Raw genomic sequence first — 25,236 nt, 5'->3', positions numbered from 1 at the left:
TGTCGGACACGTCCGGCGACGAGGCAACGGCAACACACGGAGACGGCGAGGTGGCACGGTGCATCTGACCCCCCACGAACAGGAGCGGCTGCTCATCCATGTGGCCGCGGAGGTGGCCGCCCGGCGGCGGGCACGCGGCCTGCGGCTGAACCACCCCGAGGCAGTGGCCCTGATCACCGCCCATCTGCTGGAGGGCGCCCGGGACGGGCGCACCGTGGCCGAGCTGATGGTCTCCGGCCGTGCGGTGCTGACCAGGGACGACGTCATGGAGGGCGTGCCCGAGATGATCCATGACGTCCAGGTGGAGGCCACCTTCCCGGACGGCACCAAGCTCGTCACCGTCCATGAACCGATCAGCTAGCCCGGAGGGCCGCCGCCGTGATTCCCGGAGAAATCCTGTTCGCCGATGACCCGGTGGTCCTCTTCGAGGGCGCCGGGATCACCCGCCTCACCGTGCGCAACACCGCCGACCGCCCGGTGCAGGTGGGCTCCCACTACCACTTCGCCGAGGCCAATCCGGGCCTGGACTTCGACCGTGCCGCGGCCCGCGGCAAGCGGCTGGCCGTCCCGGCCGGCACCGCCGTCCGCTTCGAGCCGGGCATCCCGGCCGAGGTGGAGCTGATTCCCCTCGCGGGCCGCCGGATCGTGCCGGGGCTGCGCGGCGAGACCGGAGGAGAACTCGATGCCTGAGCTGAGCCGCGCCGCCTACGCCGACCTGTTCGGCCCGACCGCCGGGGACCGGATCCGGCTTGCCGACACCGGTCTGCTGATCGAGATCGAGCGGGACCTCAGCGGCGGCCCGGGGCCGGCGGCCGGCGAGGAGGTGGTCTTCGGCGGCGGCAAGGTGATCCGGGAATCCATGGGCCAGTCCCGGGTCACCCGGGCCGAGGGCGCCCCGGACACCGTGATCACCGGCGCGGTGGTGCTGGACCACACCGGGGTCTACAAGGCCGATCTGGGCATGCGGGACGGCCGGATCACCGGCCTGGGCAAGGCCGGCAACCCGGACACCATGGACGGGGTGCACCCGGAGCTGGTGATCGGCCCGGAGACCGAGATCATCGCCGGGAACGGCAGGATCCTCACCGCCGGCGGCATCGACGCGCATGTCCACTTCATCTGCCCGCAGCTCGCCGACGAGGCCCTGGCCTCCGGGGTCACCACGATGATCGGCGGCGGTACGGGACCGGCCGAGGGCTCCAAGGCGACCACGGTCACCCCGGGGCCGTGGCACCTCGCCCGGATGCTGGAGGCCATGGACGGCCTGCCGGTCAACATCGGGCTGCTCGGCAAGGGGAACACCGTCTCCCGCCAGGGCCTGCTCAGCCAGTTGCGGGGCGGGGCGGTCGGCTTCAAGCTGCACGAGGACTGGGGCACCACCCCCGCGGCCATCGACGCCTGCCTGACGGTGGCCGACGAGACCGGGGCGCAGGTCTCCCTGCACACCGACACCCTCAACGAGGCCGGGTTCGTGGCCGACACGCTGGCCGCGATCGGCGGGCGGTCCATCCACGCCTTCCATGCGGAGGGCGCGGGCGGCGGGCACGCGCCGGACATCATCACCGTCTGCTCGGCGCCGAACGTGCTGCCCGGCTCCACCAATCCGACCCGGCCGCACACCGTCAACACGGTCGAGGAACATCTCGACATGCTGATGGTCTGCCACCACCTGAATCCGGCGGTGCCGCAGGACCTGGCCTTCGCCGAGTCCCGGATCCGGCCGACGACGATGGCGGCCGAGGACATCCTGCACGACCTGGGCGCGATCTCCATGATGGGGTCGGACTCCCAGGCCATGGGGCGGATCGGGGAGCTGGTGATGCGGACCTGGCAGACCGCGCATGTGATGAAGGCGCGGCGCGGGGCACTGCCGGGCGACGGGCGGGCGGACAATATGCGGGCACGTCGCTATGTCGCCAAATACACGATCAACCCCGCCATCACGCAGGGCATCGACCATGAGGTGGGCTCGGTGGAGCCGGGCAAGCTGGCCGATCTGGTGCTCTGGGAGCCCGCCTTCTTCGGTGTGAAGCCGGCCCTGGTGATCAAGGGCGGCCAGATCGCCTATGCCCAGATGGGCGACGCCAACGCCTCCATCCCGACCCCGCAGCCGGTGCTGCCGCGGCCGATGTTCGGGGCGATCGGCCGGGCACCGGCCGGCAACTCGGTCAACTTCGTCTCGCCGCTCGCCCTGGCGGACGGCCTGCCGGAGCGGCTGGCGGCGGGCAAACGCTGGGTGGCGGCCGAGTCCGCCCGGGCGGTGACCAAGGAACGGATGCGGCTCAACGACGCCACCCCGGAGATCCGTGTCCAGCCGGACACCTTCACCGTCACCATCGACGGCGAGGAGGTCGTGCCCGCGCCCGCCGCGACCCTGCCCATGGCCCAGCGCTACTTCCTCTTCTAGGCCGGTCCCCGCGCCGGCCCCGGACCCACTCCCCGGGCCACCCCTCGGACCCACCCCCTTCCAGTCCTTTCCCGGGACGCGGCGGGGACGATCCCGCAGCACCCCAGCCGGAAGAAGGCCCCGCCCATGCAGCAGCCCTCCTGCCCGCCCCCGCCCTCCCGGCCCGCCGCCGCGGCGGCCCTGCTGGTGCTGGCGGACGGGCGGTTCCCGGCCGGGGGACACGCGCACTCCGGCGGTGCGGAGGCCGCCGTCCGGGCGGGCCGGATCACCGGTCCCGACTCGCTGGAGGACTTCTGCCGGGGCCGGCTGCACACCGCCGGCCTGGTCGCCGCCGCCCTGGCGGCGGCGGCCTGCGCCGGACTGGACCCGGTGGAGCTGGACGCCGCCGCGGACGTCCGGACGCCGAGCCCGGCGCTGCGCGCCACGGCCCGGCGGCTGGGACGGCAACTGATGCGGGCCGCCCGGGCAGTGTGGCCCGCACCGGAACTGGCCGCCCTGGCGGCGGCCCGGCCGCGCGGCGCGCACCAGCCGGTGGTGCTCGGGGCCGCGGCCCGGGCCGCCGGGCTGACCCCGCACGATGCCGCGCTGGCGGCCGGATACGAGACGGTGTCCGGCCCGGCCACCGCGGTGGTCCGGCTGCTGGGCCTGGACCCGTTCCGGGCCACGGCGGTACTGGCCCGGCTGGGCGGCGAACTGGACGAGGTCGCCGGGCGCGCCGTGGCGGCGGCCGGGCGGGCGGCGACGGGCGGCACCGGGGAACTTCCCGCCGCGTCCGCGCCGCTGCTGGAGATCACCGCCGAGGCCCATGCCGCCTGGCCCACCCGGCTGTTCGCCTCCTGAGCCCGCCCTTCGCCGGCACCGCAACCCGCATTCCCCCAACCTCTGGAGGTACCGTCATGCATCGTGATCACCCGGTGACCTTTCCCGGACGGCACACGCACGGCGCCCAGGCCGTGCGGCCGGACGGGCGGCGGCGGGCGCTGCGGATCGGACTGGGCGGGCCGGTCGGTTCCGGCAAGACCGCCACGGTCGCCGCGCTCTGCCGGACGCTGCGCGACGAGGTCGCCATCGGCGTGGTGACCAACGACATCTACACCCGCGAGGACGCCGATTTCCTGCTGCGCAACGCCGTGCTGCCCGCCGAGCGCATCACGGCCGTGGAGACCGGCGCCTGCCCGCACACCGCGATCCGTGACGACATCTCGGCCAACCTGGAGGCGGTGGAGGAACTGGAGGAGGCCGCCGGCCCGCTCGATCTGGTCCTGGTCGAATCCGGCGGCGACAATCTGACCGCCACCTTCTCCCACGGCCTGGTCGACGCCCAGGTCTTCGTCATCGACGTGGCGGGCGGGGACGACATCCCGCGCAAGGGCGGGCCCGGGGTCACCACCGCCGATCTGCTGGTGGTCAACAAGACCGACCTGGCCCCGTATGTCGGCTCCGATCTGGGCCTGATGGCCCGGGACGCCAAGGCGCAGCGCGGCGGGCTGCCGGTCGTCTTCACCGCGCTGACCCGGCCGGGCGGCGTCGGCCCGGTCGCCGACTGGGTCCGCGGGCGGCTCGCCGCCTGGCGGACGGGCGGGACGCAATGACCGGCGCCGCCGCCCCCGCCGCCGTCCCGGCCGGGCTGTCCGCGTCCGCGCGGGTGGCGGCCGGGCCGGGCGGGACGCTGCCGGTGCTGGCCGGTGACGGTCCGCTGGCGCTGCGCCGCACCCGGGCGGCCGGCCCGTACGCCCAGGTGACGCTGGTCGGGGCGATGAGCGCCCCGCTGGGCGGCGACCGGCTGCGGCTGGCCGCCGAGGCCCGGCCGGGCGCGGCCCTGCGCATCACCTCGGCCGCGGCCATGGTCGCGCTGCCCGGCCGGGGCGGCGGTGCGGCCCGCTTCGACACCGAACTCACCGTGCGCCAGGGCGGCGAACTGCGCTGGCTGCCGGAGCCGCTGATCTCGGCGCGGGGCAGCGAACTGGTCACCCATGCCCGGATCGACCTGGCGGCGGACGCCCGGCTGGTGTTCCGGGAGGAGCAGGTGCTGGGCCGCAGCGGTGAGGAGGGCGGGCGGCTGACCAGCCGGATCACCGTGCGGTGGGCGGGCCGGACGGTGCTGGACCAGGAGCTGTCCACCGGGCCCGGCGCACCGGGCTGGGACGGCGGCGCGGTGCTCGGCGGCCACCGCGCGGTGGGCCAGTTGCTGGTGGTGGACCCCGCCGCCTACGGGGAGGGCGGCCGGCCCGCCGAGCCGCGCCCGCTCGGCGGGACGGCGGCGCTGCTGCCCCTGGCCGGGGCCCCGGCCGTGCTGGTGACCGCCCTCGCCCCGGACGCCCTGGCGCTGCGCCGTCTGCTGGACACCGTGACTCCGTGACTCCGGGACTCCGGGACTCCGGGACTGCCCGGCTACGGGCGGCGCGGTGCGGGCGCTCGCCGGGCGTCAGAGGGCGGCGAGCAGCGCGGGGAGCTTGCGCATGTCGTCGAAGACGGTGGTGTCCGGGCCGGTGAGCCAGCCGGCCGGGGTGAGGCCGCCGGCGTAGCCCAGGGACCGCATGCCGGCCGCGCGTGCCGCCTGCACGCCGTACTGGCTGTCCTCGATCACCACGCAGTCCGGTGGCGGCACCCCCATCCGGCGGGCGGCGTACAGGAAGAGATCCGGTGCCGGCTTGCCCTCGGCCACCTCGGTGGCGCTGTAGATCCGGCCCTCGAACCGCTGGTAGAGGCCGGCCGCCCGCAGGGTGCGCCGCATCTTCTCGTGGCTGCCGCTGGAGGCGATGCAGGTGCGCAGCGGCAGGGTGCCCAGGGCGTCCAGGGCCTCCACCACTCCGGCGACCGCGTTCAGCCCGGTGTCGATCGCGGCATTGAGCTGCTCGGTGAAGCGCCGCTCCCACAGCAGCGCGGTCTCCTCGCCGAGACGGTCGGCCATCTGCCGGTAGATCGCGGGCGCGGACTTGCCGAGGAAGCGGCGGGTCATCTCCTCCTCGTCCATCGGCCAGCCGAGCTCGCGGCCGAGCCGCAGATTGATCCGCAGCGCGACCGGCTCGCTGTCCACCAGCACACCGTCGCAGTCGAAGATGAGCAGTCCGACGCGGTTGTTCACGCGGCAAGGCTAACCGGGCGGCGGGCCGCCGTGTGCGGCCGGGGTGCGGACCGGGCGAAGAGGCGGTGTGCGGCATGTGCGGGGTTCTTCACCGCACGATGGATGGCCCCGCAGGTTACTTGACCGTAACTTGTCAGCTACTCGGTAGTAGCCGTGGTCCGGACCACACAGCCGTGGTGCCACCCCCCAAGTGCGCTACAGCAAGGAGACCACATGATGCCGCCCCGGCCGACACCCCTGCGAAAAAACGATTCTGCACCGCCCATGTCCGCACCGCCCGTGTCCGCACCGCCCCTCTCTGCACCGCGCACGGCCGGCCGGCCGCGGCTCCTCGCCGCCGTCCTGCTGCTCGCCGTGCTCACCGCCCTGCTGCCCGGTGCCACCGCCGCCCGGGCGGCGGCCGGCCCGGCGGCCGCGTCCGCCGGCGGCTGGAACGACTACTCCTGCCGCCCCTCCGCCGGCCATCCCCGGCCGGTGGTGCTGGTGCACGGCACCTTCGCCAACAAGACCGACAACTGGCTCGGCCTCGCCCCGTACCTGGTGCACCGCGGATACTGCGTGTTCTCCGAGAACTTCGGCGAACTGCCCGGGGTGCCGCTGGTGCACGGCCTCGGCCCGATCGAGGACTCGGCCGCCGAACTGGCCGTCCACATCGACCGGGTGCTGGCCGCCACCGGCGCCGAGGAGGCCGACATCGTCGGCCACTCGCAGGGCGGCCTGATGCCGCGCCACTACCTCAGGCACTCCCCGGGCGCGGCCGGCAAGGTCAACGCGCTGATCGCGCTTGCGCCCTCCACCAACGGCACCACGCTCGGCGGCCTGACCCGGCTGCTCGACCACTTCCCGGGCGCCGGCGACCTGATCGGCTCCGCCGCGCCCGCGCTGACGCAGCAGGTGGCCGGCTCGGACTTCCTCACCCGGCTCAACGCGGGCGGCTACACCGTCCCCGGGGTCGACTACACCGTCATCGCCACCCGCTACGACGAGGTGGTCACCCCCTACCGGACCCAGTTCATCCGGGAACCCGGGGTGCGCAACATCCTGATCCAGGACCTGTGCCCGCTGGACTTCTCCGGGCACGCGCTGCTCGGGCTGGCCGACCGGATCGCGTTCCACGAGGTGGCCAACGCGCTCGATCCGGCCCGCGCCGAGCCCACCACCTGTCTGTCCGTGTTCGGCTGAGCGGCCGGCCGTCAGGCGGTGTAGAGCCGTTCGGCATAGGACGGGCCGTAGTACCGCTCCAGTTCGGCGAGCGCCTCCTCCGGCCGTTCGACGGCCTTGGCGATCCGGGCGCGGGACGGCAGCGCGCCCGGATCCCAGCTCTCCGGATCCCAGGCGGCGGAGCGCAGAAACGCCTTCGAGCAGTGGTGGAAGACCTCCTCGATCTCCACCAGCAGGGCCAGCTTCGGGCGGTGGCCGCGCACGGTCATCCGGTCGAAGAAGGGCGCCTGGCGCAGAATGCGGGCGCGGCCGTTGACCCGGAGGGTGTCGCCGCGTCCCGGGATCAGGAAGATCAAGCCCACCCGCGGGTTGGACAGAATGTTGCGGAAGCCGTCCATCCGCTTGTTGCCGGGGCGTTCCGGCAGCGCCAGGGTGGTGTCGTCCAGCACCAGGGCCAGATTCCCGGCCGGGTCGCCCTTGGGCGAGACGTCGCAGGAGCCGTCCGCGGCCGAGGTGGCCAGCAGACAGAGCGGGGAGGCCGCCAGCCACTGCCGGTCCAGTTCATGGAGCGAATCGCGGACCTTCTCCCGGGTGTGGGAGAGCGGCTCTCCGACGATCTCCACGAGTTCCTGTTCGCCGGTGACCTCGACCAGACCGTCCGCCTGCCCGGCCCCGGGCCTGCCGTCCGTCATGCCGCTCCCTTCGGGAGGTGTATTCAGACGGCACCGACCCTACCCCTGCGTCCGCCGGCGGCACACGGGTTTTCGCCGGGACCGCGGGCCGGCTGCCGCCCGGGCACGGCTGGCGCCCGGGCGGCGGTGGGGGTGGGGTGCCGCCGCCTCCCGGCGGAGGTGGGAGGACGGAGGCGGCGGCACCGCTGCCGGGGGTGGGGGCCCCAGCGGGTGAGAAGCGTCAGATCCGGCGTCTGCCCAGGGCACGGCGGCGGCGGACGGAGGCGAGCAGCACGGCCGCGCCGGCGGCCATGGCCGCCGCACCGCCGAGGGCCGGCAGTGCCGTGCCGCTCCCGCCACCGGTCGCGGCGAGGTCTGTCCCGACCTCGGCTTCGGTGCGACCGCTGGGTGCCGGGCTGTTTGCGTCGGTTCCGTTGCTCCTCGGGTCTGTGGCCGGTCCGGTGTTCCGGCCGGTGGCCTCGGCCGTGCTCCGGTCCCCGGAATCCGGCCCGGTTTCCGGTTCCGGCGCCGGCTCGGTCCGCGGCTCCGGTTCCGGTTCCGGCTTCTCGCCGGAGGGGGCGGTGGCGCCGCCCTGTCCCGGGGTGCCGCTGCCCCGGTCGCCACCGCCCCCGGCGGCTTCGCCGCCCCCGTCGCCGAACACGACGTCGGAGCAGGAGTAGAACGCCTCCGGGCTGTCGGTCCGCTGCCAGATCGTGTAGATCAGGTGGCGGCCCCGCCGCTGTGGGACGTCCAGCGTGAAGACATAGGCCCCTTCGGCGAGCGGCGGGTCGTCCACCTCGCCGATCAGTTCCAGGTCGGACCAGGCCGGCGGCCGGTCCGGGGCATAGCCGGGCCTGGTGAGGTAGACCTGGAAGCCGCCGCGGTGGGGCGCGGTGGCCGTGTAGCGGAAGGTGTGGCTGCCGCTGCTCATGCCGGTCGCCGGCCAGTCGGCGCGCGCCTGGTCCAGACCGGCGTACTTCTCCCGGCCGGCGCTGCACAGCCTGCCGTCCGGGATCAGCTCCCGGTGCCGCCCGGCCGCGTCGGCCAGGCTGACCTCGTGCCAGTCGTAGAACGCCTGGGTCCCGCCGAGGGCGACCGCGTCCCGGCAGGCGTCGGACCGCGGCGCCTCCGGGCCTTCCACGAAGCAGAGCCGGGCCCGGCTGATCGGGTTGTCCATGGTGCCGTGCGCGGCGCCGGGCGCAGCCGTCACCAGGCCGGCCGCCAGCGGTGCCAGCAGCACCGCGGCCACCGTGCGGGCCCGGTGACGGATGGACATGCGCACTCTCCGCTCTCTCGGTCGCCGGTCGTGCCGCCGGCCGCGTCGGGAGCCGTGAAGTCCGGCCGGTACCTTGCACGTTAGCCCCGCGGAGCGGCTGTTTCCGCATGCCGGCAGCGCCCGGGCGCAGTCTTATGCCGCCTTTAAGGAAGCGCTGAGTGATGGTTAAAGCGCGGCCCGCCGCACCGCCCGGCGGCGCCCCGCGGGGAGCTCACGGGCGTAGCGGAACTCCTCCCCGGCCCCCCGGTAGCCCAGCTTCTCGTTGATCGCCAGCATCGCCCGGTTGCCCGCGTCGTTGCCGGTGACCGCCATGGTGTACCCGGCCCGCCGGGCGCGGTGCAGCGAGTCCAGCTTGGCCAGCAGCCCCAGCCCGCGTCCGCGGTGGGCGCGGCGCGTTCCGGTCATGGCGGAGCCGTAGCGGGAGATGCGGTCGGTCACCGCCAGGGTGTACGCCGCCACTTCGCCGTCCACGGTCACCACCGTGGACAGCCCGTGGTCCAGATCCGGGCGCTCCCGGTCCACCCGCAGCCAGTCCTGGAAGGACATCGCCCGGAACGGCACGTCGCCCGGCTCGTCGGCGCGGCACTCCAGATCCGCCTCGTGCAGCCGGCGCAGGTCACCGGCGAAGGACGCCCTGGTGTGCAGTCCGACCCCGGGCGGCAGCCCGGCGGGCAGCGGCGGCAGCCCGCCGGCGGCCAGATCCAGGGTGAGGAAGCCCGCCCGGCGTCGCCGCCGGTAGCCGAGCCGCTCGGCGAAGCCGGGGGAGCGGCCGTCGTCCGCCGCCCAGGTGAACACGGTGTGCGCGCCGAGCCCGGCCAGATACTCCTCGCCCGCCGCCGCCAGGGCCCGGCCGGCCCCCTCGCCGGTCCGCTCCGGCCGCACCGCCACGTGGAGAAAGCCCTGGCCCGGATCGGCACTCGCGGCGTGCAGACCGGCGTCGGCGCAGCCGGTGATCCGGCCCCGGCCGTCCTCGGCCACCAGCAGACGCAGCCGGACGGCCGGCGGCGTGCCCTCGGCCTGCCAGGCGATGCCCGCGGCCGTGCAGATGAGATGGGGCACGGCGGACCGGCGGACCGCGGCCACCTCCGCGGCGTCCCCGGGACGGAACGTACGCACCTTGATCGGCATGCGCGGTACGGTACGCGGCAGCACCGGCGGACACCGCCCGATTTTCCGGGCGGCGAGAGCGGAGGGAGAACCAGCGGCGTGCGGATCAGCATCGATCCCCGGTCGTCACAGGCGCCGTACGAGCAGGTGCGCGCCCAGATCGCCGGGCAGGCCAGGGACGGCACGCTGACCGCCGGCCACCGGCTGCCGACGGTGCGGGCACTCGCCGCCGAGCTGGGGCTGGCGGCGAACACCGTGGCCAAGGCGTACCGCGCCCTGGAGGAGGACGGGGTGATCGAGACCCGGGGCCGGCGCGGCACCTTTGTGGCGGCGGCCGGGGACGCGGCGCAACGGGAGGCGGCACTGGCCGCGGAGGGCTTCGCCCGCCGGGCCCGCCGGCTCGGCCTCACCCGGGAGGCGGCGCTGGCCGCGGCGCAGGACGCGCTGCGTGCCGCCTACGGTGACCGGCCCGGCGGCTGAACCGGCGGGCGGGCCGGGGGGATGGCCGGGGGGATGGCCGTGCGGCCGGCCGGGTCCCGGGACGGCGCGCCGTCACCGCCGCCGCGCCCCTGTTCCCCTGTTCCCGGCCGGCCCCCGCGCGGCCCCCGGCGGCTAGCCGGTCTCGCCCCGGATGCGGGCGTCGTACTCGGCCTGCGGGCCGAGCCCGAGGGCCGCCCGCCGGGAATCCAGATTCTCCGGGTCGGCGACCGGGTAGAGCCGGATGCCGCCCCCGTCGCCGGGATCGTAGTACTGGGTGCCATAGCGCTGCGGCTCGCCGAAGTTGGTGAGGCAGCGGTCCGTCAGATAGGCGAGATGGACCGGATCGGCGTCGCCCGCCACCACGGCGGTGGTGAGAAGTTCCCGGGCGCGGTCCTGGAAGGCGTGGTCCGCGTGCTGGGCCAGCAGCCAGGCGGCGGTGGCCGCCTCCCGGCCGACCAGCGAGTGGCCGGGCCAGCCGTGCGCCTGGGTCACCCCCTTCAGCCAGGCGGTGTTCTCCTCGTCGATGCGCCGCAGCTCGGCGCGGATCTCCTCGGTCCACCGGTCGTAGGGGATCTGCCGCAGCCGCTGGTCCTCCGCCATCCGGCGGAGCAGTTCGGCGGCCAGCCGCGGATCGCGCGGCTGTGCGCCGTCGCCGCCCGCGCCGGCGGCCCCCCGGCCCGTCTCCCCGTCCCTGCCGTCCGCCTCCCACTGCGTCATGCGACCTCCGGTGCGTCCCCTGCCGTTGCCCTCCGGTGGGTTCGATCGTGCCCGGCGCCCCGGTAGGGCATGCTCGGGGGCATGAGCAATCTCGATCTGCGGCCGGCGCCCCGGCGGTGCGGCGGCGAGGGCTGGTCCCCTCCGGTGCGGGAACTCCAGCGCGGCCGGCAGGTGCCGCTGGGCGAGTCCACCATGGTGCGCCGGCTGCTGCCCGGTCTGGGGCGGCGGATGGTCGGCGCCTGGTGCTTCGTCGACCACTACGGGCCGGACGACATCGCCGGCGAGCCCGGCATGCAGGTGCCGCCGCATCCGCACACCGGTCTCCAGACGGTGAGCTGGCTGCACGACGGCGAGGTGCTGCACCGGGACAGCCTGGGCAGCCTGCAGACCATCCGGCCGCGCCAGCTCGGCCTGATGACCTCCGGCCGGGCCATCGCCCACTCCGAGGAATCACCCCGCGACCACCCGGCGGTGCTGCACGGCGCCCAGCTCTGGGTGGCCCTGCCGGACGCCCACCGGCACACCGAGCCGGCCTGGGAGTTCCACGCCGAGCTCCCGGTGATCCGGGGCGGCAACGGACTGACCGCCACCGTCCTCCTGGGCACCCTGGACACCGCGGCCTCGCCGGGCCGCACCTTTTCGCCGCTGGTCGGCGCCGATCTGGCGCTGCGCGCCGGCACCGACGCCCGCCTGCCGGCCGAGGAGGACTTCGAGTACGCGGCGCTCACCATGAGCGGCGCCCCGGAGGTGGACGGCGTCCCGCTCACCCCCGGCTCGCTGCTCTACCTCGGCACCGGCCGGCGCGAACTCCCGCTGCGCGCGGACACCGATTCCGCGCTGATGCTGCTCGGCGGTGTCCCGTTCGAGGAACGCCTGGTGATGTGGTGGAACTTCGTGGCCCGCACGGCCGAGGAGATCGCCGACGCCCGCCGGGCCTGGACGGCCGGTGAGCGCTTCGGCGAGGTCCACGGCTACTCCGGGGCGCGCCTGGCCGCCCCCGGACTCCCCTCCGTCCCGCTCAAGCCCCGCGGCCGGACCCGCGACGCCTAGCCGGCGGCCGGGGCCGGGGCCCGGGGCCGGAACACCTTCCCGCTCCGGCCGCCCGGGCCGGAGCGGTCCCCACGGCGGTCAGAGGTACAGGCCCGGGGCGGGGTCGGCGGAGGCGGCGGCCGGGGACGGCGGGATGCCGCGGCGCAGCGCGTAGAGCTCGGCGAGCGTGGCCCCCTCCCGGGGGATGCCCTCGGCGGTGCCCAGCCAGTCCGTGGCCTCGTGGTGGCTGAGCCGGCCCACCTCGATCCGGGCCAGACAGCGGCCCGGGCGCACCACCGCCGGATGCAGCCGCTCCAGATCCTCGTTGGTGGTGATGCCGACCAGAACGTTGCGGCCCTGGCCGAGCAGCCCGTCGGTGAGGTTCAGCAGCCGGGACAGGGCCTGGCCCGCGGTGTCCTTGGCGCCGCCGCGGATCAGTTCGTCGCAGTCCTCCAGCAGCAGCAGCCGCCAGCGGGCGGGACGTTCCGCCTCGGAGTCCTCATCGTCGCCGGAGCCCGGGCCGGAGGCGGACGCGGGGAGGGGGTCGTCCTCCTCGCCGATGGCCACGTCCATCAGATAGCCGACGTCGTTGAACAGACGTTCCGGATCGAGGACGCAGTCGACCTGGCACCACTCCCGCCAGGCCCGCGCCAGGGTGCGCAGCGCCGAGGTCTTGCCGGTGCCGGGCGGGCCGTGCAGCAGCACCAGCCGCCCGGAGATGTCGTCCGGCGAGGTGGCCAGCAGCGTGTCCAGCTCCCCGGCCACCCGGGCGGAATAGTTCTTGCGTGCGGCCGTCCAGCCCTCCGCGCTGATCTTGCGGGTGGTGCGGACCGAGCCGTGCGCCGGGGAGTAGTGCCAGAAGCCCATGATGACCTGGGAGGGTTCCTGCCGCGGCTCCTCCTCGGCGCCGTCCACCGCCTCCTTGAGCACCCGTTCGGCGATCTCGTCCGAGGTGGCGACCACGGTCACCTGTGCGCCGAACCGCCAGCGGCGGGACTGGATCGCCCAGTTGGCCCCGGTGGCCAGCACGGTCCGGTCGTCGCTGCCCTGTGCGGTGCGCTGCACCTCGGCGCCGGGCGGCAGCAGCGTGTGGTGCTCCTTGACCTGGCTCAGCCGGCGGCTGCGGGCGCAGGGCAGCTCCCCGGAGGCGAACCGGGAGATGAGCATGGTGTCGATGACCTCGCCGGGCGAGTTGGGGTCGTTGACCACGAAGCGGAACGGCAGCGTGTCCTCCTGGGGGCCAGTATCGTGGTTCGGGCGCATGGAGCCATGATCGGTCACCGGCGGGCAGCCGCGCACGAGAGTTTCCTTGTTGAAAGACGAACGGGCGATGTTCGTCAACCTCGCGCAGGGGAAGGTGAATCGGAGGACCGGGATACCCATGCGCATGTGTGGGGCGTTAGGGTTACCCTGCCCGCACCGGGTGCCCTTGTACGGGTGGGAGAGTCATGGAGCAGATAACTGCGCGGAGCAGGCCCCGAGTGCCTGCCGTCAACTGCGGGAGCGGAACGTCCGGCTCGCGCCTGGAGCGCCATCTGAGCGTGCTCTCCGGCCCCGCGGCACAGCGGCACGACGCCGAGGACGCCAGCATGCTCATGCGTGAGCTGACGAAGCATGACCGGCGTGCCGGGCACGAGCGCCGGGGCGCCAAGGTCATGCTGCTGGCGCCGCTGCGCCGGCTCCGCCGGACGCTGTTCGGCGGTCAGGCGTAACCGGCCGGCGGGCCGGAGCCGGCCGCACGGCCGGGCCCGCCGGCCACCGCGCCCCGCGGCGGCGTTCAGTGCGGAGCCGCGTCCACCGTCACGGCGAAGGAGAAACGATCTCCCCGGTAGTGGATGCGCACCACATCCACCGCCCGGTCGTGCTCGTCGTAGGCCACGCCGGTGCAGTGCAGGATCGGGCTGAGCAGCGGTACCCGGAGCAGCTGCGAGGTGCGCGGATCGGCCAGCCGCGCCTGCACGGTGTTGGCGATCCGGGAGACGGTGACCCCGGCCGTGTCCCGCAGAATCCTGGTCATGGGCCACCGCTCCAGATCGGCCGGGTCGATCCGCTCCGCCACCTCGGGCAGCACCAGATTCTCCGCCCAGCTCGTCGGGTCGCCGCTCTCCGGATCCCGGCGCACCCGCCGGTAGCCGGCCGCTTCGCGCAGGCCGGGGAAGTAGCCGGCCAGCTCCGGCGGCACCGGGGTGGGCCCGTGGTCCAGCACGGTGGTCAGGTCGCCGGACTGCTGGGCCACGATGGCGTCCAGCGATCCCAGCAGCCGCACCGGCGCCCCGCCCCTGGCGTCCGGTTCGATGAAGGTGCCGCGCCGCCGGTGTCTGCTGATCAGCCCCTCGGTCTCCAGTTCCTTCAGGGCCTGCCGCATGGTGAGCACGCTGACCCCGTAGTGCTCGGCGAGCTGCTCCTCGGTGGGCAGCCGCAGCGGGGCCCCGGCGGCCCGGCCGAGTATGGACGCGCGCAGCGACTGCGATACCTGATACCAGAGCGGGAGCTTCCGGTTCAGTTCGAGCGAGTCGGGGGCGAAAGCGGTCACGGCGGGGCCTCCGGGATATGCGCGCGCTGAGTGGGTACTAGCAGGTCCTACGGTCGGAAATGACGCTCAAGACCCTGCCATACCTCGTCGTATCCCCGCTGCAGGTGTCCGGCGGACAGGGCCTGTGCGGTGAGGGTCACCGGCCAGCGGGTCTCGAACATGAAGGCGAGCCCGTCGTCGGTCTTCTGCGGGCGCAGCTCGGCGGCCGAGGCCCGGTCGAAGGTCTCCCGGTCCGGTCCGTGCGCGGACATCATGTTGTGCAGCGAGCCGCCGCCCGGCCGGAAGCCCTCGGCCTTGGCGTCGTAGGAGCCCTCGATCAGCCCCATGTACTCGCTCATCACATTCCGGTGGAAGTAGGGCGGGCGGAAGGTGTCCTCGCCGACCAGCCAGCGCGGGGCGAAGACCACGAAGTCGGCGTTGGCCAGTCCGGGGGTGCCGGAGGCCGAGGTGAGCACCGTGAACAGGGACGGATCGGGGTGGTCGTAGCTGATCGTGCCCAGCACGTTGAACCGCCGCAGATCGTACAGATAGGGGACATGGCTGCCGTGCCAGGCGACCACGTCGAGCGGTGAGTGGTCGTAGACCGCGGCCCACAGATTGCCGCAGAACTTGTTGATCACCTCGACGGGGCGGTCCGGATTCTCGTCGTACGCGGCGGTGGGCGCCAGGAAGTCGCGGGGATTGGCCAGGCCGTTGGCGCCGATCGGGCCGAGCTCGGGCAGGTCGAACGGGGTGCCGTAGTTCTCGCAGACATAGCCGCGGACCGGGCCGCCCTCCGGCAGCTCCACCCGGAACCGCACCCCGCGCGGAATCAGCGCGATGTCGCCGGGCCCGGCGCGCAGCGCGCCGAACTCGGTGAGCAGCAGCAGGGTGCCGCGCTCCGGGACGATCAGCAGTTCGCCGTCGGAGTCGCCGAACACCCGGTCGGTCATGGAGGCGGAGGCCCGGTAGAGGTGGATGGCGATGCCGGTGCGCTGCCGCACGTCCCCGTTGCCGCCCAGGGTCCACAGGCCGGAGACGAAGTCGGTGTCAGGGTCCGGGTCGGGCAGCGGGTCCCAGCGCAGCCGGTTGGGGTCGGGCACGGTCTCCTCGAACGGCGCGCCGCGCAGCCGGCCGTTGCCGGTGCGGGTGAAGCGGGGGTGGGCCGCGGAGGGCCGGATGCGGTAGAGCCAGGAGCGGCGGTTGGCGGCCCGGGGCTGGGTGAAGGCGGTTCCGCTGAGCTGCTCGGCGTACAGGCCCAGGGGCGCCCGCTGGGGCGAGTTGCGTCCCACCGGGAGCGCCCCGGGGACCGCCTCGCTGCTGTGCTCGTTGCCGAATCCCGGCGAGTAGGCCGGCTTCACGGCAGCGCCGCCCGGCCCGGTGACCATTCCATGGGTGCCCATCGCATGGCTCCTTCGCTGCCCCTGCCCCCGCCCGTCTGATTCCTTTGCCAGACCATAGGAATCAGTTCCGGGGAAGTCAACGATCCGGCCGGAGTGCGACGGCCGGAGATCTCGGCGGAAGGGGTTCCGAAAGCTGAGCATTGCTCTACTCTTCGCGCATGCCTGCCCTTCCCGAGCGCCTCCGCGCGCTGCTGCCGGGCCCCCGCACGGCCGTCCCCCTCACCGCGCTCGCGGCACTCGCCGCCGTGCTGCTCGGCGCCGCGCCCGCGCAGGCGCACGAGGAGCGCGAGGTCGAATTCCCGGACGGCACACACGGCGTGCCCCAGTACCGCGACACCGCCCCCGACCTGCTGGTCTGCAAGGACGACCCGGACGACTTCGCCCGCCGGACCGCCGGCTTCCCCGACGAGCTGCGCCGGGAGAACGAAGAACTCTTCGCCGCCTGCCGGAAGGACGGCCACCGCCACCTCCAGGACGCGGTGAACGCCGTGGACCGGCCCGGCATGACCATCGCCGTGCTGCCCGGCGAGTACCGGGAGGAGCCCTACCGCGCCGCACCGCAGGGCGAATGCGCCGAGCTCGACGCGCGCTGGGCCCGCTTCGGCGTCACCGACTACCAGGTGCTGAGCTGGGAACAGCAACTGGCCTGCCCGCACAACCAGAACCTGGTCGCCGTGCTCGGCATCGAGGACCTCCAGATATCCGGCACCGGCGCCCGCCCCGAGGACGTGGTGCTGGACGCCGGTTTCAGCAGGCTCAACGCCCTGCGGGCCGACCGGGCCGACGGCATCTATTTGCGCAACTTCACCGTCCAGCAGACCCTGTTCAACGCCGTGTACGTGCTGGCCACGGACGGCTTCGTGATCGACCGGATGCTCGGCCGGTGGAACGAGGAGTACGGCTTCCTCACCTTCGCCAGCGACAACGGCCTCTACACCGGCTGCGAGGCGTACGGCAACGGCGACTCCGGCATCTACCCGGGCAGCGCCTCCGACATCAACGGGGACGTGGCCGGCCACCGGGTGAAGCGCTACGCCGTGGAGATCACCGGCTGCCGCTCGCACCACAACATGGTCGGCTACTCCGGCACGGCCGGGAACTCCGTCTGGGTGCACGGCAACGAGTTCGACCACAACCAGGCCGGCGCCTCCATGGACAGCGCCTTCCCCGACCACCCGGGACTGCCGCAGAATCACGCGCTGTTCGAGCACAACCTGATCCACGACAACAACCAGAACTACTACCGCTACGTCAAGGACGGCACCTGCGCCAAGCCGGTCGCGGAACGCGGCTACCGGGACGGCGTGGTCTGCCCGGCCGTCTCCATGCCCCCGGGCAGCGGCATCATCACGGCCGGCGGCAACTGGAACCTGTACCGCGAGAACCACCTGTGGGGCCACCAGCGGGCCGCCTTCTACCTCACCTCGGTCCCGGCCTTCGTCCGGGGGGAGACCGCCCTCGGCAAACAGACCGACACCTCCCACCACAACCACTACGCGGACAATGTGCTGGGCCGCACCCCGGAGGGCGAATCCCGCCCCAACAAGCTGGACGTGTGGTGGGACGGCCAGGGCCGCGGCAACTGCTGGCAGGGCGACACCGGCGCCAGCAACCCGCCGGTGCTGCCCGAGTGCGGCGCCGCCCCCGGCGACGTCTCCGGCCCCGGCTCGCACCGGCTGATCGGCGAGCCGGTCAAGATGGCCCAGCAACTGGTGTGCGCGGACTACGACATCGGCGAGGCCCGGGTCCCGGGCGGCTGCGACTGGTACGGCGCGCGCGGCCCGGCCCGGGTGGAGGTACAGCTCACCGCGGTGATCGCGGTGGTGCTGGGACTGGTCGGCGGACTGCTGTGGTGGCGCCGGCTGCGCACCGACACCATGGCCACGGCCGCCGCCGGGCTGGGCGCGGCCGGGCTGGCGCTGGACCTCCTCGGCTCGGCCTCCTCCTACGCCCACACCCCCCTGGTGCCGGCGGCGCTGCTGCTCATGGGGGCGTGGTGGGTGGGCACCGGCCTGGCGCTGCGCCGCAGCCGGCCCGGCTTCGCCTGGACCACGGTGGCGCTGGGCGGGCTGACCCTGCTCGACGCCATCGACAAATCGCTGTGGCTGATCCCGTATCTGCCGATCGGCCCCGCCTGGCTGCGCGGCCTGCTGGCCCTGGTGTGGGTGGTCTGGGCGGTCACCGTCGCGGCCCGCCGCGACCGGCCGGCCGCGGCACCGGTGGCGGCCGCCGCATGACGGCCCACGGCGCTCCCGCTCCCCGCCGCCGGCGGCACGGCGGCGGCCACATGCCGACGGCACCCCCCTCGGGCCGGGCCCGGCGGGGCCGGGCCCGCGTGCGCCTGGTGCACGGGGCGCGCCGGCCGCGGTGCGCCGGTGCCGCCCGCCGGGGGCCCGGGTGAGCGGCGGCGGGCCCGGCGGCGTGCTGGCCCATGGCACCGGGCAGGGCCATGAGCTGCCGGTGTCGCCGTTCTACGCCTACGCCGGTGCCTTCGCCGCCCTGCTGATCTCCTTCCTGGCACTGGGCCTGCTCTGGGAGCGCTCGCGGCTGCGCGGCGACACCGCGGGCCGCCCGCTGCCCGACGCCCTGCGGCGGGCCGCCGACGCCCCGGCCGCCAGGCTGCTGCCGCGCGTCCTCGGCCTCGCCGCCTACCTGTACACCCTGGCCGCCGCGCTGCTCGGCAGCGATGCCGCCCCCCGGCTGCTGCACGCCGTGCTCTGGGCCGGGCTGGTCCCCGCCTCCCTGCTGCTGGGACCGGTCTGGCGGCGGCTGGACCCGCTGCGCACCCTGCACGCCCTGGCCTGCCGGGCGCTGGGCCGCGACCCGGCCACCGGCATCGGCGGGCGGCGCGAGGTGCCGGAGGGGCTCGGCCACTGGCCGGCCGCGGCCGGCCTCCTCGGCTACGCCTGGACCGAACTCGCCTCGCCCGAACCGCAGTCGCCCGCCACCGTCGCCGTCTTCGTCCTGGCCTACAGCGCCGTACAACTGGCCGGGGCCGCCTGCTGGGGCAGCGGCTGGTTCGACCGCTGCGACCCCTTCACCGTCCACTCCGGCCTGCTGGGCAGCCTCGCCCCGGTGGGCCGCCGCCCCGCCGACGGCCGCCCGGTGCTGCGGCTGCCGCTGCACGGCCTGGACACCGTCCGCCCCCGCCCGGGCCTGACCGCCACCGTGTGCGTCCTGCTGGCCGCCACCGCCTACGACGGGCTGACCCTCACCGGGCCGCCGTCCTGGCTGCCGGCCGGCACCACCGCGGCCCGCACCCTGGGCCTGCTCACCACCGTCGCCGTGGTCGCCCTCGCCATGGTGGCCGCCACCAGCGCCGCCCGGCTGTTCGCCGCCGGTCCAGAACACCGGCCCGGGGAGGCGCAGTTCGCCCACTCCCTGGTGCCCATCGCGGCCGGCTACCTGATCGCCCACTACCTGGAGATGCTGCTCACCGAGGCACCGCGGGCGGTGGGGGCGCCCGCCGTCGCCCTGCCGGCCGCCGCCCTGGCCACCGTGCAGGTCGGCGCCATCGTCGCCGGGCACCTCGGCGGGGTGGTCGCCGCCCACGACCGGGCGGTACGCCTCTTTCCGCCGCACCGGGCGGTGGCCGGCCAGATCCCCCTGCTGATCCTGATGATCGGCTACACACTGGCCGGACTCGCCCTCCTGATGTCCGGCTGAACGGCAGGATGGACACGTGCACACGTTCTCGCTCCGCAAGGTCCCGGTCCAGCAGCGCAGCGCCGAACGGCTGGACCGCATACTGGACACCTGTGCCCGGCTGCTCGACGAGACCGGCTACGAAGCCCTCTCCACCCGGGGCGTGGCAGCCGCCGCCGGGGTACCGATCGGCTCGGTCTACCGGTTCTTCGCCGACAAGCGGCAGATGGTGGAGGCACTGGCGCACCGCAACCTCCAGGCGTACACCGCCCGGGTGCGCGAGCGGCTGGCCGCCCTGCCCGACCACGGCTGGCGCCCCGCCCTCGACGTCTGCTTCGACGCGTACGTGGAGATGAAACGGACCGTGCCGGGCTTCACCCTGATCGACTTCGGGGTGCCCGACAGCCGGGACGACAACGGGCCCAACCAGCGGGTCGCCGAGCAGCTCTACACCCTGCTGCGCGAGCATCTGGGCGGGGACGGCCCCGGCGGGCGGCTCGGGCTGGCCTGCCTGGTCTGCGTGCAGTCCGCGGACGCGCTGCTGGGCCTCGCCTTCCGGGCCGGCCCGGGCGGCGACGCCGCCCTGATCGACGAGACCCGCACCCTGCTGCGCAGCTATCTGGCGCAGGTACTGGACTGACGCGGCGGGCCGGCGGGCGGCGCCCCGAAACGGCCGCCGTGGCCGGGCGGTTCTGGCAGGCTGGGGATCATGACACCCGAAACCGGTCCCGCAACCGAACCCCCGGCCGGCCAGGCCCCCGGAGCCGCGGACGCCTCCGGCGGCGCGCCGCTGCCACGCGTCTCGGTGCGCGGCGAGGCCCGGCTCGAAGTCGAACCCGAGATCGCCCGCATCGGCATCGGCGTCCGGGCCCGCGGCGCCGACCGCCGGGCCGCGCTGACCGACCTCACCCGGCGCAACACCACCGTGCTGGAGCTGCTCAAGAGCTACGGCGAGGCGGTGGAGCGCACCGAGACGGGTGCCTTCACCATCTCCCCGGAGCTGAAGCAGGGCCGCGGCGAGCGCATCCGCGCCTACCACGGCCGGGTCCAGATCCAGGCGGTGATCACCGACTTCACCGCGCTGGGCGAGCTGACCACCCGGCTGGCCGACCTGGAACTGACCCGGGTGGACGGCCCGTGGTGGGGGCTGCGCCCGGACTCACCGGTCTACCGGCAGGCGCGCCAGCAGGCGGTGCGGGAGGCCGTGGTCCGGGCCCGCGAGTACGCGGCGGCGCTCGGTGCCGACCTCGCCGAACTGCTGGAACTCGCCGACCGCGGACTGGAGTCGGCGTTCCCCGACCAGCGGCGCACGCTGGCCGCGGCACCGGCGGCCTACGGGGCGGCCCGCGCCGGTTCGGCGGAGAGCGCGGCACCGGCGCTGGATCTGGAACCGCGCCGCCAGTCGGTGCGCGCCGAGGTCTCCGCCCGCTTCAGCATCACCCGCCCGGAGCTGTAGCCCTGCGGCGGCCGTTGCCGCGCCGGGCCGGCGGGTGCCGCGCACGGGGCGGCGGCCGGGCGTCTACAGGGAGGCGTAGACCGCGTCGATCAGGGCCGTCTTGCGCGGGTCGTCCGCGATGTGCGGGCCCATGCGGTTCATCACATAGCCGATGGCGACCCGGGACTCGGGATCGGCCAGGCCGAAGGAGCCGCCGAAGCCGTCGTGGCCGAAGGCCAGCGGGTTGGGGCCGTAGGAACCGTGCGGGCCGCTCAGCCACAGCCCGAGGGCCAGTTCCGTCTCCCGGCCCAGGCCCGGCCCGAGCACCAGGTCCATGCCCGGGCCCTGGCCCTCCCGGGCCCTGGCCACCGTGTCCGGGCCGAGCACCGTGCGGTCGCCGGACCGGCCGCCCTCCGCCCAGATGCCGTAGAGCGCCGCCACCGCGCGGGCGGTGCCGTGGCCGTTGAGCGCGGGCAGCTCGGCCCGTCGCCAGGCCGTGCTGCCCGCCTCCGCGCCGCCCACCCGGGGATTGCCCAGGGCGGCCGACGCCACCGGCGGCAGGGCGGCCGGCAGCCGGGCCTGCCCGCCGTCCGCGGCCATCGGGGCCGGCCGGTGCACGAGCTCGGCGGCCCGGTGGTCCTCGCCCTCGGGCAGGCCGATGGTGAAATCGATGCCCAGCGGGCCGGTCAGCTCCTCGCGCAGCAGCTCACCGGGCAGCCGGCCGCTCACCCGCCGGATCACCTCGCCGACCAGGAAGCCGTAGGTCAGGGCGTGGTAGCCGAAGGCGCTGCCCGGCTTCCACCAGGGCTCGGTGGCGGCCAGCCGGGCGCAGGTCAGCTCCCAGTCGTACAGGTCCGCCACGGAGTGCGGCGCGCGCAGCCCGGCCAGACCGGCCCGGTGCGAGAGCAGATCGCGGACGGGTATCCGGTCCTTTCCGGCCGCGGCGAACTCCGGCCAGTACTCCGCGACCGGCACATCGAGGCCGAGCAGCCCGCGGTCGGCCAGCAGATGCGCGCAGAGCGCGGTGACGCCCTTGGTGGTGGACCAGACGTTGACCAGGGTGTCGCGCCGCCAGGGGCGGGTGCGGGCCGGGTCGGCCCAGCCGCCCCAGAGATCCGCCACCGGCTCGCCCCCGACCAGCACCGTGACGGCCGCCCCGAGTTCCTGCCGGTCCCGGAAGTTCTCCTCGAAGGCGGTCCGCACCGCCGCGAACCGGTCGTCGCACTCGCCGTGCACCGTCACCATGGGCCCCACCCGTCTCCTTCGCCGCGGATCACGCGCCGGAGCGTACCGACCGGTAGGGATCCGGGGAAGGCCGGGCCGCCGTCCCGGTCCGGGAGTGTGCAGCCGCCCAGCGCCCGCGCGGGTCAGGAGTGTTCGGTGAGGGGCACGGAGAGGGCGAGGAGTTCGGCGGCGCAGCGGCGGTTGCGGTAGGGGCGCAGCGCCCGGCGCATCTCGCGCAGCGCCCGCTCCGCGTCGCCGGAGCGCAGCCGCTCCCGGCCGCTGAGGAACCGCCGCCAGGCGGCGCACGCCTCGTCCAGGCGGCCGGTGCGCAGCAGCATCTGCCCGAACCGGGCGTGGGTCAGGGTGCGGCCCCGGACATCGGCCTCGGCGCGCTCCGCGGCCGAGCGGCGCAGCGCGCCGATCGCGCCGGGGAGATCGCCCAGCGCCTCCAGCACCTGCGAGGTCTGGAACAGCAGCGCGGCCCGCGGATAGGTGTCGAACGGCGAGCCGCCCTGGCCGCAGGCGGCGTGTTCCGCGGCCCGCTCGGCGGTGGCCAGGGCGCTGAGCGCGCCGCGCCGCTCCCCGGTCTGCGCCAGGATCACCGCGAACTGCGCCTGCACATAGGACTGCTGGGAGGGGGCCAGGCCCTGGGCGGCGCGGGCCGCGGCATCGCCCATCTGGAGCGCCGAGGAGAGATGGCCGAGCCGCTGGGCCTGGGCGCTCATGGCCCGGATCACCAGGCTCCAGGTGGCGCGGTCGCCGCCCTCGGAGGCCAGCCGGTGGGCGTAGGTGTAGTAGCGCTGCGCCAGGCCGTGCAACTGGCCGTCCTCGTACATCCGGCCGAGCAGAAAGGCCAGCCGCGCCGCGGCGCCCAGCATCTCCCGGCGGCTGGGGGAGGGGCGCGGGGCGGTGAGCAGCGGGGTGACGTCGTCCGCCAGGTACGTGGAGAGGGCGCTGCGGGCGTGCCGGCCGCCGTGGGTGTCGATGGAGGCGGCGAAGAAGCGGGCCGCGTCGTGCAGGGCGGCGAGTTCGGGGCCGCCGGCGCCGGCCTGCGGCGGGCCGGGGGAGGCCGGGTCACGGTCGGCGGCGGGCCGCTGGGCCGGGATCTCCGGCAGCGCCGGGGGCGAGGGCGCCCGCGCGTCGGCGACCCGGTACGGCCGCTGCTGGAGGACCAGCCGGCTGCCGGTCTCCGCGTCCGAGCGGCAGAGCGCGGCGAAGCCGGTGACCGGGTCCTCGCCGGCCGGTTCCCGCCAGGGCACCGGGAAACCGGCCGCCTCCGGGGTGACCGGCCGCCCGATCCGGCGGGACAGCGCCTCGGCGGCGAGCTGCGGAACCGGGTGGCGGGGCCGGGTGCCCGACAGCCAGTGCGCGACCGCGGTGCGGTCGTACCGCAGCGGACACCCGATCTCGGCACCCAGGGTGTTCACGGCACGGGCCAGCGCCTCCTGCGTCCAGTCGGCCTCCTTGAGCAGGGTGCGCAGCCGGTCGTTGGGACGGCGCCGGTGTGTCATGTTTCCTTGTTTCTCATGGCTGCTGACGGGCTCACAGAGCGCACAGGTGCATGGAGCGGGATATTTTGCACCGAGCTCACACCATCGGGGTACTTTTCCACCGTTCGTTCACTCTGAGGTGGCGGGTTCCGTCGAACGCGGTGACGGTGATCATATGAACGATCCCAGGCTCTATGCAGCGGTGCTGCCTGCCCCCGCCTCCGTCGCCGACCCCGTCCGTGATCTTCCCGTACCGGTGCCGCACCGGCCGGCCGAGGAGCGGGGGGCGGCGCCGTGTTGTGCGGTGATCCAGAGCACGGCCCCGCCTGCTGACAGCTAAGCGACCACTCAGTATGTTGAGGGCATGCAGGCCGCTCCCGGTAACCACAGCCCTCGCGGCGCCGTCCGCGCCGCCGTACTGCCCGCCGTCGGAGAGCCGCTCCGGCTGACCGTGATCGAGCTTCCCGAGCCCGGCCCGGGACAGGTCCGGGTCCGGCTCGCCGCCGCGGGCGTGTGCCACTCCGACCTCTCGCTCTCCAACGGCACCCTCGCCCAGCCGGTGCCCGCGGTCCTCGGCCACGAGGGCGCGGGCACCGTGACGGCCGTCGGCGCCGGGGTGACCGCGGTCTCGCCCGGCCAGCGGGTGGTGCTCAACTGGGCGCCGTCCTGCGGCTCCTGCGCCTTCTGCGGGATGGGCGAGCCATGGCTGTGCGCCCACGCGGACGCCGCCAACACCAGGCCCTACGCCCGCGGCGAGGACGGCACCGAGCTCTTTCCCGGGCTGACCGTGGCCGCCTTCGCCGAGGAGACCGTGGTTCCGGAGCGGGCCGTGCTGCCGCTGCCGGACGGCATCCCGCTCACCGACGCGGCACTGCTCGGCTGCGCGGTGCTCACCGGCTACGGCGCGGTGCACCACAGCGCCCGGGTGCGGCCCGGGGAGAGCGTGGTGGTGATGGGCGTGGGCGGGGTCGGGCTGGCGGTGATCCAGTCCGCCCGGATCGCCGGCGCGGGGCGGATCATCGCGGTCGACATCTCGGAGGCCAAGGAGGAACTGGCCCGCTCCGCCGGGGCCACCGACTTCGTGGTCGCCTCCGGCCAGACCTCCCGGCAGATCCGGAAAATGACCGGCGGCCTGGGCGCCGATGTGGCCGTGGAGTGCGCCGGGCGCGCCGAGACCATCCGGGCGGCCTGGAGCTCCACCCGGCGCGGCGGACGGACCACGGTGGTGGGCATCGGGGGCAAGGACCAGATCGTCAGCTTCTCGGCGCTGGAGATCTTCTACACCGCCCGCACGCTGACGGGCTGCGTGTACGGCAACAGCGATCCGGCCGCCGACCTGCCGGTGCTGGCCGGTCATGTCCAGGCCGGCCGCCTGGATCTGTCGGCGCTGGTCACCGACCACATCGGGCTGGACGGCATCCCGGACGCCTTCGCCGCCATGCAGCAGGGCCGCGGCGGCCGGGCGCTGATCGTCTACGACGCCGGGGCATAGCGCCGGCCGTACCGTGCGGCGGCTGGCTAAGCGGCTGCTCAGAGGGCCGGTGTAAGGTGATCGCTCCGGCTCCGTCTGGGCGAGGGGCCGGTTCACCGACTG

At 74.8% G+C, this 25,236-nt stretch carries 24 protein-coding genes and 1 pseudogene; 15 read left to right on the top strand and 10 right to left on the bottom strand.

Annotation, left to right across the window (positions count from 1 at the left end):
• The first annotated feature begins 58 nt into the window (after positions 1-58).
• From BM242_RS26205 to BM242_RS26180, 6 genes are all read left to right on the top strand, one after another.
• The gene (locus BM242_RS26205) at positions 59-361 is read left to right on the top strand and encodes an urease subunit gamma (RefSeq protein ID WP_093841421.1); all 303 of its coding nucleotides are present in this window, start codon (positions 59-61) and stop codon (positions 359-361) included.
• A gap of 17 nt (positions 362-378) precedes the next feature.
• Complete coding sequence (locus BM242_RS26200; RefSeq protein WP_093841420.1) at positions 379-690, top strand: urease subunit beta; 312 nt, start codon at positions 379-381, stop codon at positions 688-690.
• On the top strand, positions 683-2,407 hold the full coding sequence (locus BM242_RS26195; protein WP_093841419.1) for an urease subunit alpha: 1,725 nt from the start codon (positions 683-685) through the stop codon (positions 2,405-2,407). The genes BM242_RS26200 and BM242_RS26195 overlap by 8 nt, the downstream gene beginning before the upstream one ends.
• 126 nt (positions 2,408-2,533) lie before the next feature.
• Positions 2,534-3,247, top strand: coding sequence for an urease accessory protein UreF (locus BM242_RS26190; protein WP_093841418.1), 714 nt, complete (start codon positions 2,534-2,536; stop codon positions 3,245-3,247).
• A 56-nt stretch (positions 3,248-3,303) separates the two neighbouring features.
• A complete protein-coding gene (ureG, locus tag BM242_RS26185; protein ID WP_093841417.1) occupies positions 3,304-3,999 on the top strand; it encodes an urease accessory protein UreG in 696 nt (231 codons plus the stop codon).
• Positions 3,996-4,766 carry an urease accessory protein UreD gene (locus BM242_RS26180; RefSeq protein ID WP_093841416.1) on the top strand — a complete coding sequence of 257 codons (771 nt, stop codon included), beginning with the start codon at positions 3,996-3,998 and terminating at the stop codon, positions 4,764-4,766. The genes ureG and BM242_RS26180 overlap by 4 nt, the downstream gene beginning before the upstream one ends.
• Before the next feature lie 66 nt (positions 4,767-4,832).
• Here BM242_RS26180 and BM242_RS26175 read toward each other — a convergent pair whose 3' ends face one another.
• Positions 4,833-5,492: an HAD family hydrolase gene (locus BM242_RS26175; RefSeq protein WP_093841415.1), complete on the bottom strand. Its 660-nt coding sequence runs from the start codon at positions 5,490-5,492 to the stop codon at positions 4,833-4,835.
• Positions 5,493-5,756: 264 nt separating this feature from the next.
• Between BM242_RS26175 and BM242_RS26170 the strand changes: the two genes are divergently transcribed.
• Positions 5,757-6,674 (top strand): esterase/lipase family protein, encoded by a 918-nt coding sequence (locus BM242_RS26170; protein ID WP_093841414.1) that lies wholly within the window; start codon positions 5,757-5,759, stop codon positions 6,672-6,674.
• A gap of 11 nt (positions 6,675-6,685) precedes the next feature.
• Here BM242_RS26170 and BM242_RS26165 read toward each other — a convergent pair whose 3' ends face one another.
• The 3 genes from BM242_RS26165 to BM242_RS26155 form a co-directional block, all read right to left on the bottom strand.
• Entirely contained in the window at positions 6,686-7,345 is a 660-nt protein-coding gene (locus tag BM242_RS26165; RefSeq protein ID WP_093841413.1) for a pyridoxamine 5'-phosphate oxidase family protein, read from the bottom strand.
• Between the two features lie 220 nt (positions 7,346-7,565).
• Positions 7,566-8,600: a lytic polysaccharide monooxygenase auxiliary activity family 9 protein gene (locus BM242_RS26160; RefSeq protein WP_093841412.1), complete on the bottom strand. Its 1,035-nt coding sequence runs from the start codon at positions 8,598-8,600 to the stop codon at positions 7,566-7,568.
• A 165-nt stretch (positions 8,601-8,765) separates the two neighbouring features.
• Positions 8,766-9,728 (bottom strand): GNAT family N-acetyltransferase, encoded by a 963-nt coding sequence (locus BM242_RS26155; protein ID WP_093841457.1) that lies wholly within the window; start codon positions 9,726-9,728, stop codon positions 8,766-8,768.
• Positions 9,729-9,806: 78 nt separating this feature from the next.
• On the opposite strand from BM242_RS26155, the gene BM242_RS26150 reads away from it, so the two are divergent.
• Complete coding sequence (locus BM242_RS26150; protein ID WP_245834538.1) at positions 9,807-10,187, top strand: GntR family transcriptional regulator; 381 nt, start codon at positions 9,807-9,809, stop codon at positions 10,185-10,187.
• Between the two features lie 132 nt (positions 10,188-10,319).
• On the opposite strand, the gene BM242_RS26145 is transcribed toward BM242_RS26150, so the two are convergent.
• The gene (locus BM242_RS26145; RefSeq protein WP_245834537.1) at positions 10,320-10,904 is read right to left on the bottom strand and encodes a DUF6624 domain-containing protein; all 585 of its coding nucleotides are present in this window, start codon (positions 10,902-10,904) and stop codon (positions 10,320-10,322) included.
• An 81-nt stretch (positions 10,905-10,985) separates the two neighbouring features.
• On the opposite strand from BM242_RS26145, the gene BM242_RS26140 reads away from it, so the two are divergent.
• Positions 10,986-11,954 (top strand): pirin family protein, encoded by a 969-nt coding sequence (locus BM242_RS26140; RefSeq protein ID WP_093841453.1) that lies wholly within the window; start codon positions 10,986-10,988, stop codon positions 11,952-11,954.
• A 78-nt stretch (positions 11,955-12,032) separates the two neighbouring features.
• Here BM242_RS26140 and BM242_RS26135 read toward each other — a convergent pair whose 3' ends face one another.
• Complete coding sequence (locus BM242_RS26135; RefSeq protein WP_093841454.1) at positions 12,033-13,196, bottom strand: DUF5925 domain-containing protein; 1,164 nt, start codon at positions 13,194-13,196, stop codon at positions 12,033-12,035.
• Positions 13,197-13,381: 185 nt separating this feature from the next.
• Here BM242_RS26135 and BM242_RS26130 point away from each other — a divergent pair, with 185 nt between their 5' ends.
• Complete coding sequence (locus tag BM242_RS26130; RefSeq protein ID WP_093841411.1) at positions 13,382-13,645, top strand: hypothetical protein; 264 nt, start codon at positions 13,382-13,384, stop codon at positions 13,643-13,645.
• Between the two features lie 65 nt (positions 13,646-13,710).
• Here the strand turns inward: BM242_RS26130 and BM242_RS26125 are convergent, their stop codons facing one another.
• Entirely contained in the window at positions 13,711-14,466 is a 756-nt protein-coding gene (locus tag BM242_RS26125) for a GntR family transcriptional regulator (RefSeq protein ID WP_093841410.1), read from the bottom strand.
• 47 nt (positions 14,467-14,513) lie between these two features.
• Complete coding sequence (hmgA, locus tag BM242_RS26120) at positions 14,514-15,848, bottom strand: homogentisate 1,2-dioxygenase (protein WP_425443936.1); 1,335 nt, start codon at positions 15,846-15,848, stop codon at positions 14,514-14,516.
• Between the two features lie 158 nt (positions 15,849-16,006).
• Between hmgA and BM242_RS26115 the strand changes: the two are divergent.
• From BM242_RS26115 to BM242_RS26100, 4 genes and pseudogenes are all read left to right on the top strand, one after another.
• Positions 16,007-18,215, top strand: a pseudogene (locus BM242_RS26115) (right-handed parallel beta-helix repeat-containing protein); the annotation flags it as partial.
• A 30-nt stretch (positions 18,216-18,245) separates the two neighbouring features.
• The gene (locus BM242_RS26110; protein ID WP_175541589.1) at positions 18,246-19,514 is read left to right on the top strand and encodes a hypothetical protein; all 1,269 of its coding nucleotides are present in this window, start codon (positions 18,246-18,248) and stop codon (positions 19,512-19,514) included.
• A gap of 16 nt (positions 19,515-19,530) precedes the next feature.
• Positions 19,531-20,133 carry a TetR/AcrR family transcriptional regulator gene (locus BM242_RS26105; RefSeq protein ID WP_093841408.1) on the top strand — a complete coding sequence of 201 codons (603 nt, stop codon included), beginning with the start codon at positions 19,531-19,533 and terminating at the stop codon, positions 20,131-20,133.
• A gap of 69 nt (positions 20,134-20,202) precedes the next feature.
• Positions 20,203-20,949 (top strand): SIMPL domain-containing protein, encoded by a 747-nt coding sequence (locus BM242_RS26100; protein WP_093841407.1) that lies wholly within the window; start codon positions 20,203-20,205, stop codon positions 20,947-20,949.
• 63 nt (positions 20,950-21,012) lie between these two features.
• On the opposite strand, the gene BM242_RS26095 is transcribed toward BM242_RS26100, so the two are convergent.
• On the bottom strand, positions 21,013-22,173 hold the full coding sequence (locus BM242_RS26095) for a serine hydrolase domain-containing protein (protein WP_093841406.1): 1,161 nt from the start codon (positions 22,171-22,173) through the stop codon (positions 21,013-21,015).
• 122 nt (positions 22,174-22,295) lie between these two features.
• The gene (locus BM242_RS30980; protein WP_093841405.1) at positions 22,296-23,663 is read right to left on the bottom strand and encodes an NsdA family TPR-like regulatory protein; all 1,368 of its coding nucleotides are present in this window, start codon (positions 23,661-23,663) and stop codon (positions 22,296-22,298) included.
• A gap of 343 nt (positions 23,664-24,006) precedes the next feature.
• Between BM242_RS30980 and BM242_RS26085 the strand changes: the two genes are divergently transcribed.
• On the top strand, positions 24,007-25,134 hold the full coding sequence (locus BM242_RS26085; protein ID WP_093841404.1) for a Zn-dependent alcohol dehydrogenase: 1,128 nt from the start codon (positions 24,007-24,009) through the stop codon (positions 25,132-25,134).
• Positions 25,135-25,236: the final 102 nt, after the last annotated feature.

This window comes from Streptomyces aidingensis (genome assembly GCF_900112355.1).
Lineage (GTDB): Bacteria > Actinomycetota > Actinomycetes > Streptomycetales > Streptomycetaceae > Streptomyces > Streptomyces aidingensis.
This window is presented reverse-complemented; position numbering and strand designations above follow the sequence as displayed.

Excerpts from the sequence above, each read along its gene's own strand:
- BM242_RS26180 (WP_093841416.1), top strand. The coding sequence starts at position 3,996 with ATGACCGGCGCCGCCGCCCCCGCCGCCGTCCCGGCCGGGCTGTCCGCG.
- BM242_RS26135 (WP_093841454.1), bottom strand. The coding sequence starts at position 13,196 with ATGCGCCCGAACCACGATACTGGCCCCCAGGAGGACACGCTGCCGTTC.
- BM242_RS26100 (WP_093841407.1), top strand. The coding sequence starts at position 20,203 with ATGACACCCGAAACCGGTCCCGCAACCGAACCCCCGGCCGGCCAGGCC.
- BM242_RS26190 (WP_093841418.1), top strand. The coding sequence starts at position 2,534 with ATGCAGCAGCCCTCCTGCCCGCCCCCGCCCTCCCGGCCCGCCGCCGCG.
- BM242_RS26160 (WP_093841412.1), bottom strand. The coding sequence starts at position 8,600 with ATGTCCATCCGTCACCGGGCCCGCACGGTGGCCGCGGTGCTGCTGGCA.
- BM242_RS26130 (WP_093841411.1), top strand. The coding sequence starts at position 13,382 with ATGGAGCAGATAACTGCGCGGAGCAGGCCCCGAGTGCCTGCCGTCAAC.
- BM242_RS26095 (WP_093841406.1), bottom strand. The coding sequence starts at position 22,173 with ATGGTGACGGTGCACGGCGAGTGCGACGACCGGTTCGCGGCGGTGCGG.
- BM242_RS26170 (WP_093841414.1), top strand. The coding sequence starts at position 5,757 with ATGTCCGCACCGCCCGTGTCCGCACCGCCCCTCTCTGCACCGCGCACG.
- BM242_RS26155 (WP_093841457.1), bottom strand. The coding sequence starts at position 9,728 with ATGCCGATCAAGGTGCGTACGTTCCGTCCCGGGGACGCCGCGGAGGTG.
- BM242_RS26085 (WP_093841404.1), top strand. The coding sequence starts at position 24,007 with ATGCAGGCCGCTCCCGGTAACCACAGCCCTCGCGGCGCCGTCCGCGCC.
- BM242_RS26140 (WP_093841453.1), top strand. The coding sequence starts at position 10,986 with ATGAGCAATCTCGATCTGCGGCCGGCGCCCCGGCGGTGCGGCGGCGAG.
- BM242_RS26165 (WP_093841413.1), bottom strand. The coding sequence starts at position 7,345 with ATGACGGACGGCAGGCCCGGGGCCGGGCAGGCGGACGGTCTGGTCGAG.
- hmgA (WP_425443936.1), bottom strand. The coding sequence starts at position 15,848 with ATGGGCACCCATGGAATGGTCACCGGGCCGGGCGGCGCTGCCGTGAAG.
- BM242_RS26195 (WP_093841419.1), top strand. The coding sequence starts at position 683 with ATGCCTGAGCTGAGCCGCGCCGCCTACGCCGACCTGTTCGGCCCGACC.
- BM242_RS26145 (WP_245834537.1), bottom strand. The coding sequence starts at position 10,904 with ATGACGCAGTGGGAGGCGGACGGCAGGGACGGGGAGACGGGCCGGGGG.
- ureG (WP_093841417.1), top strand. The coding sequence starts at position 3,304 with ATGCATCGTGATCACCCGGTGACCTTTCCCGGACGGCACACGCACGGC.
- BM242_RS30980 (WP_093841405.1), bottom strand. The coding sequence starts at position 23,663 with ATGACACACCGGCGCCGTCCCAACGACCGGCTGCGCACCCTGCTCAAG.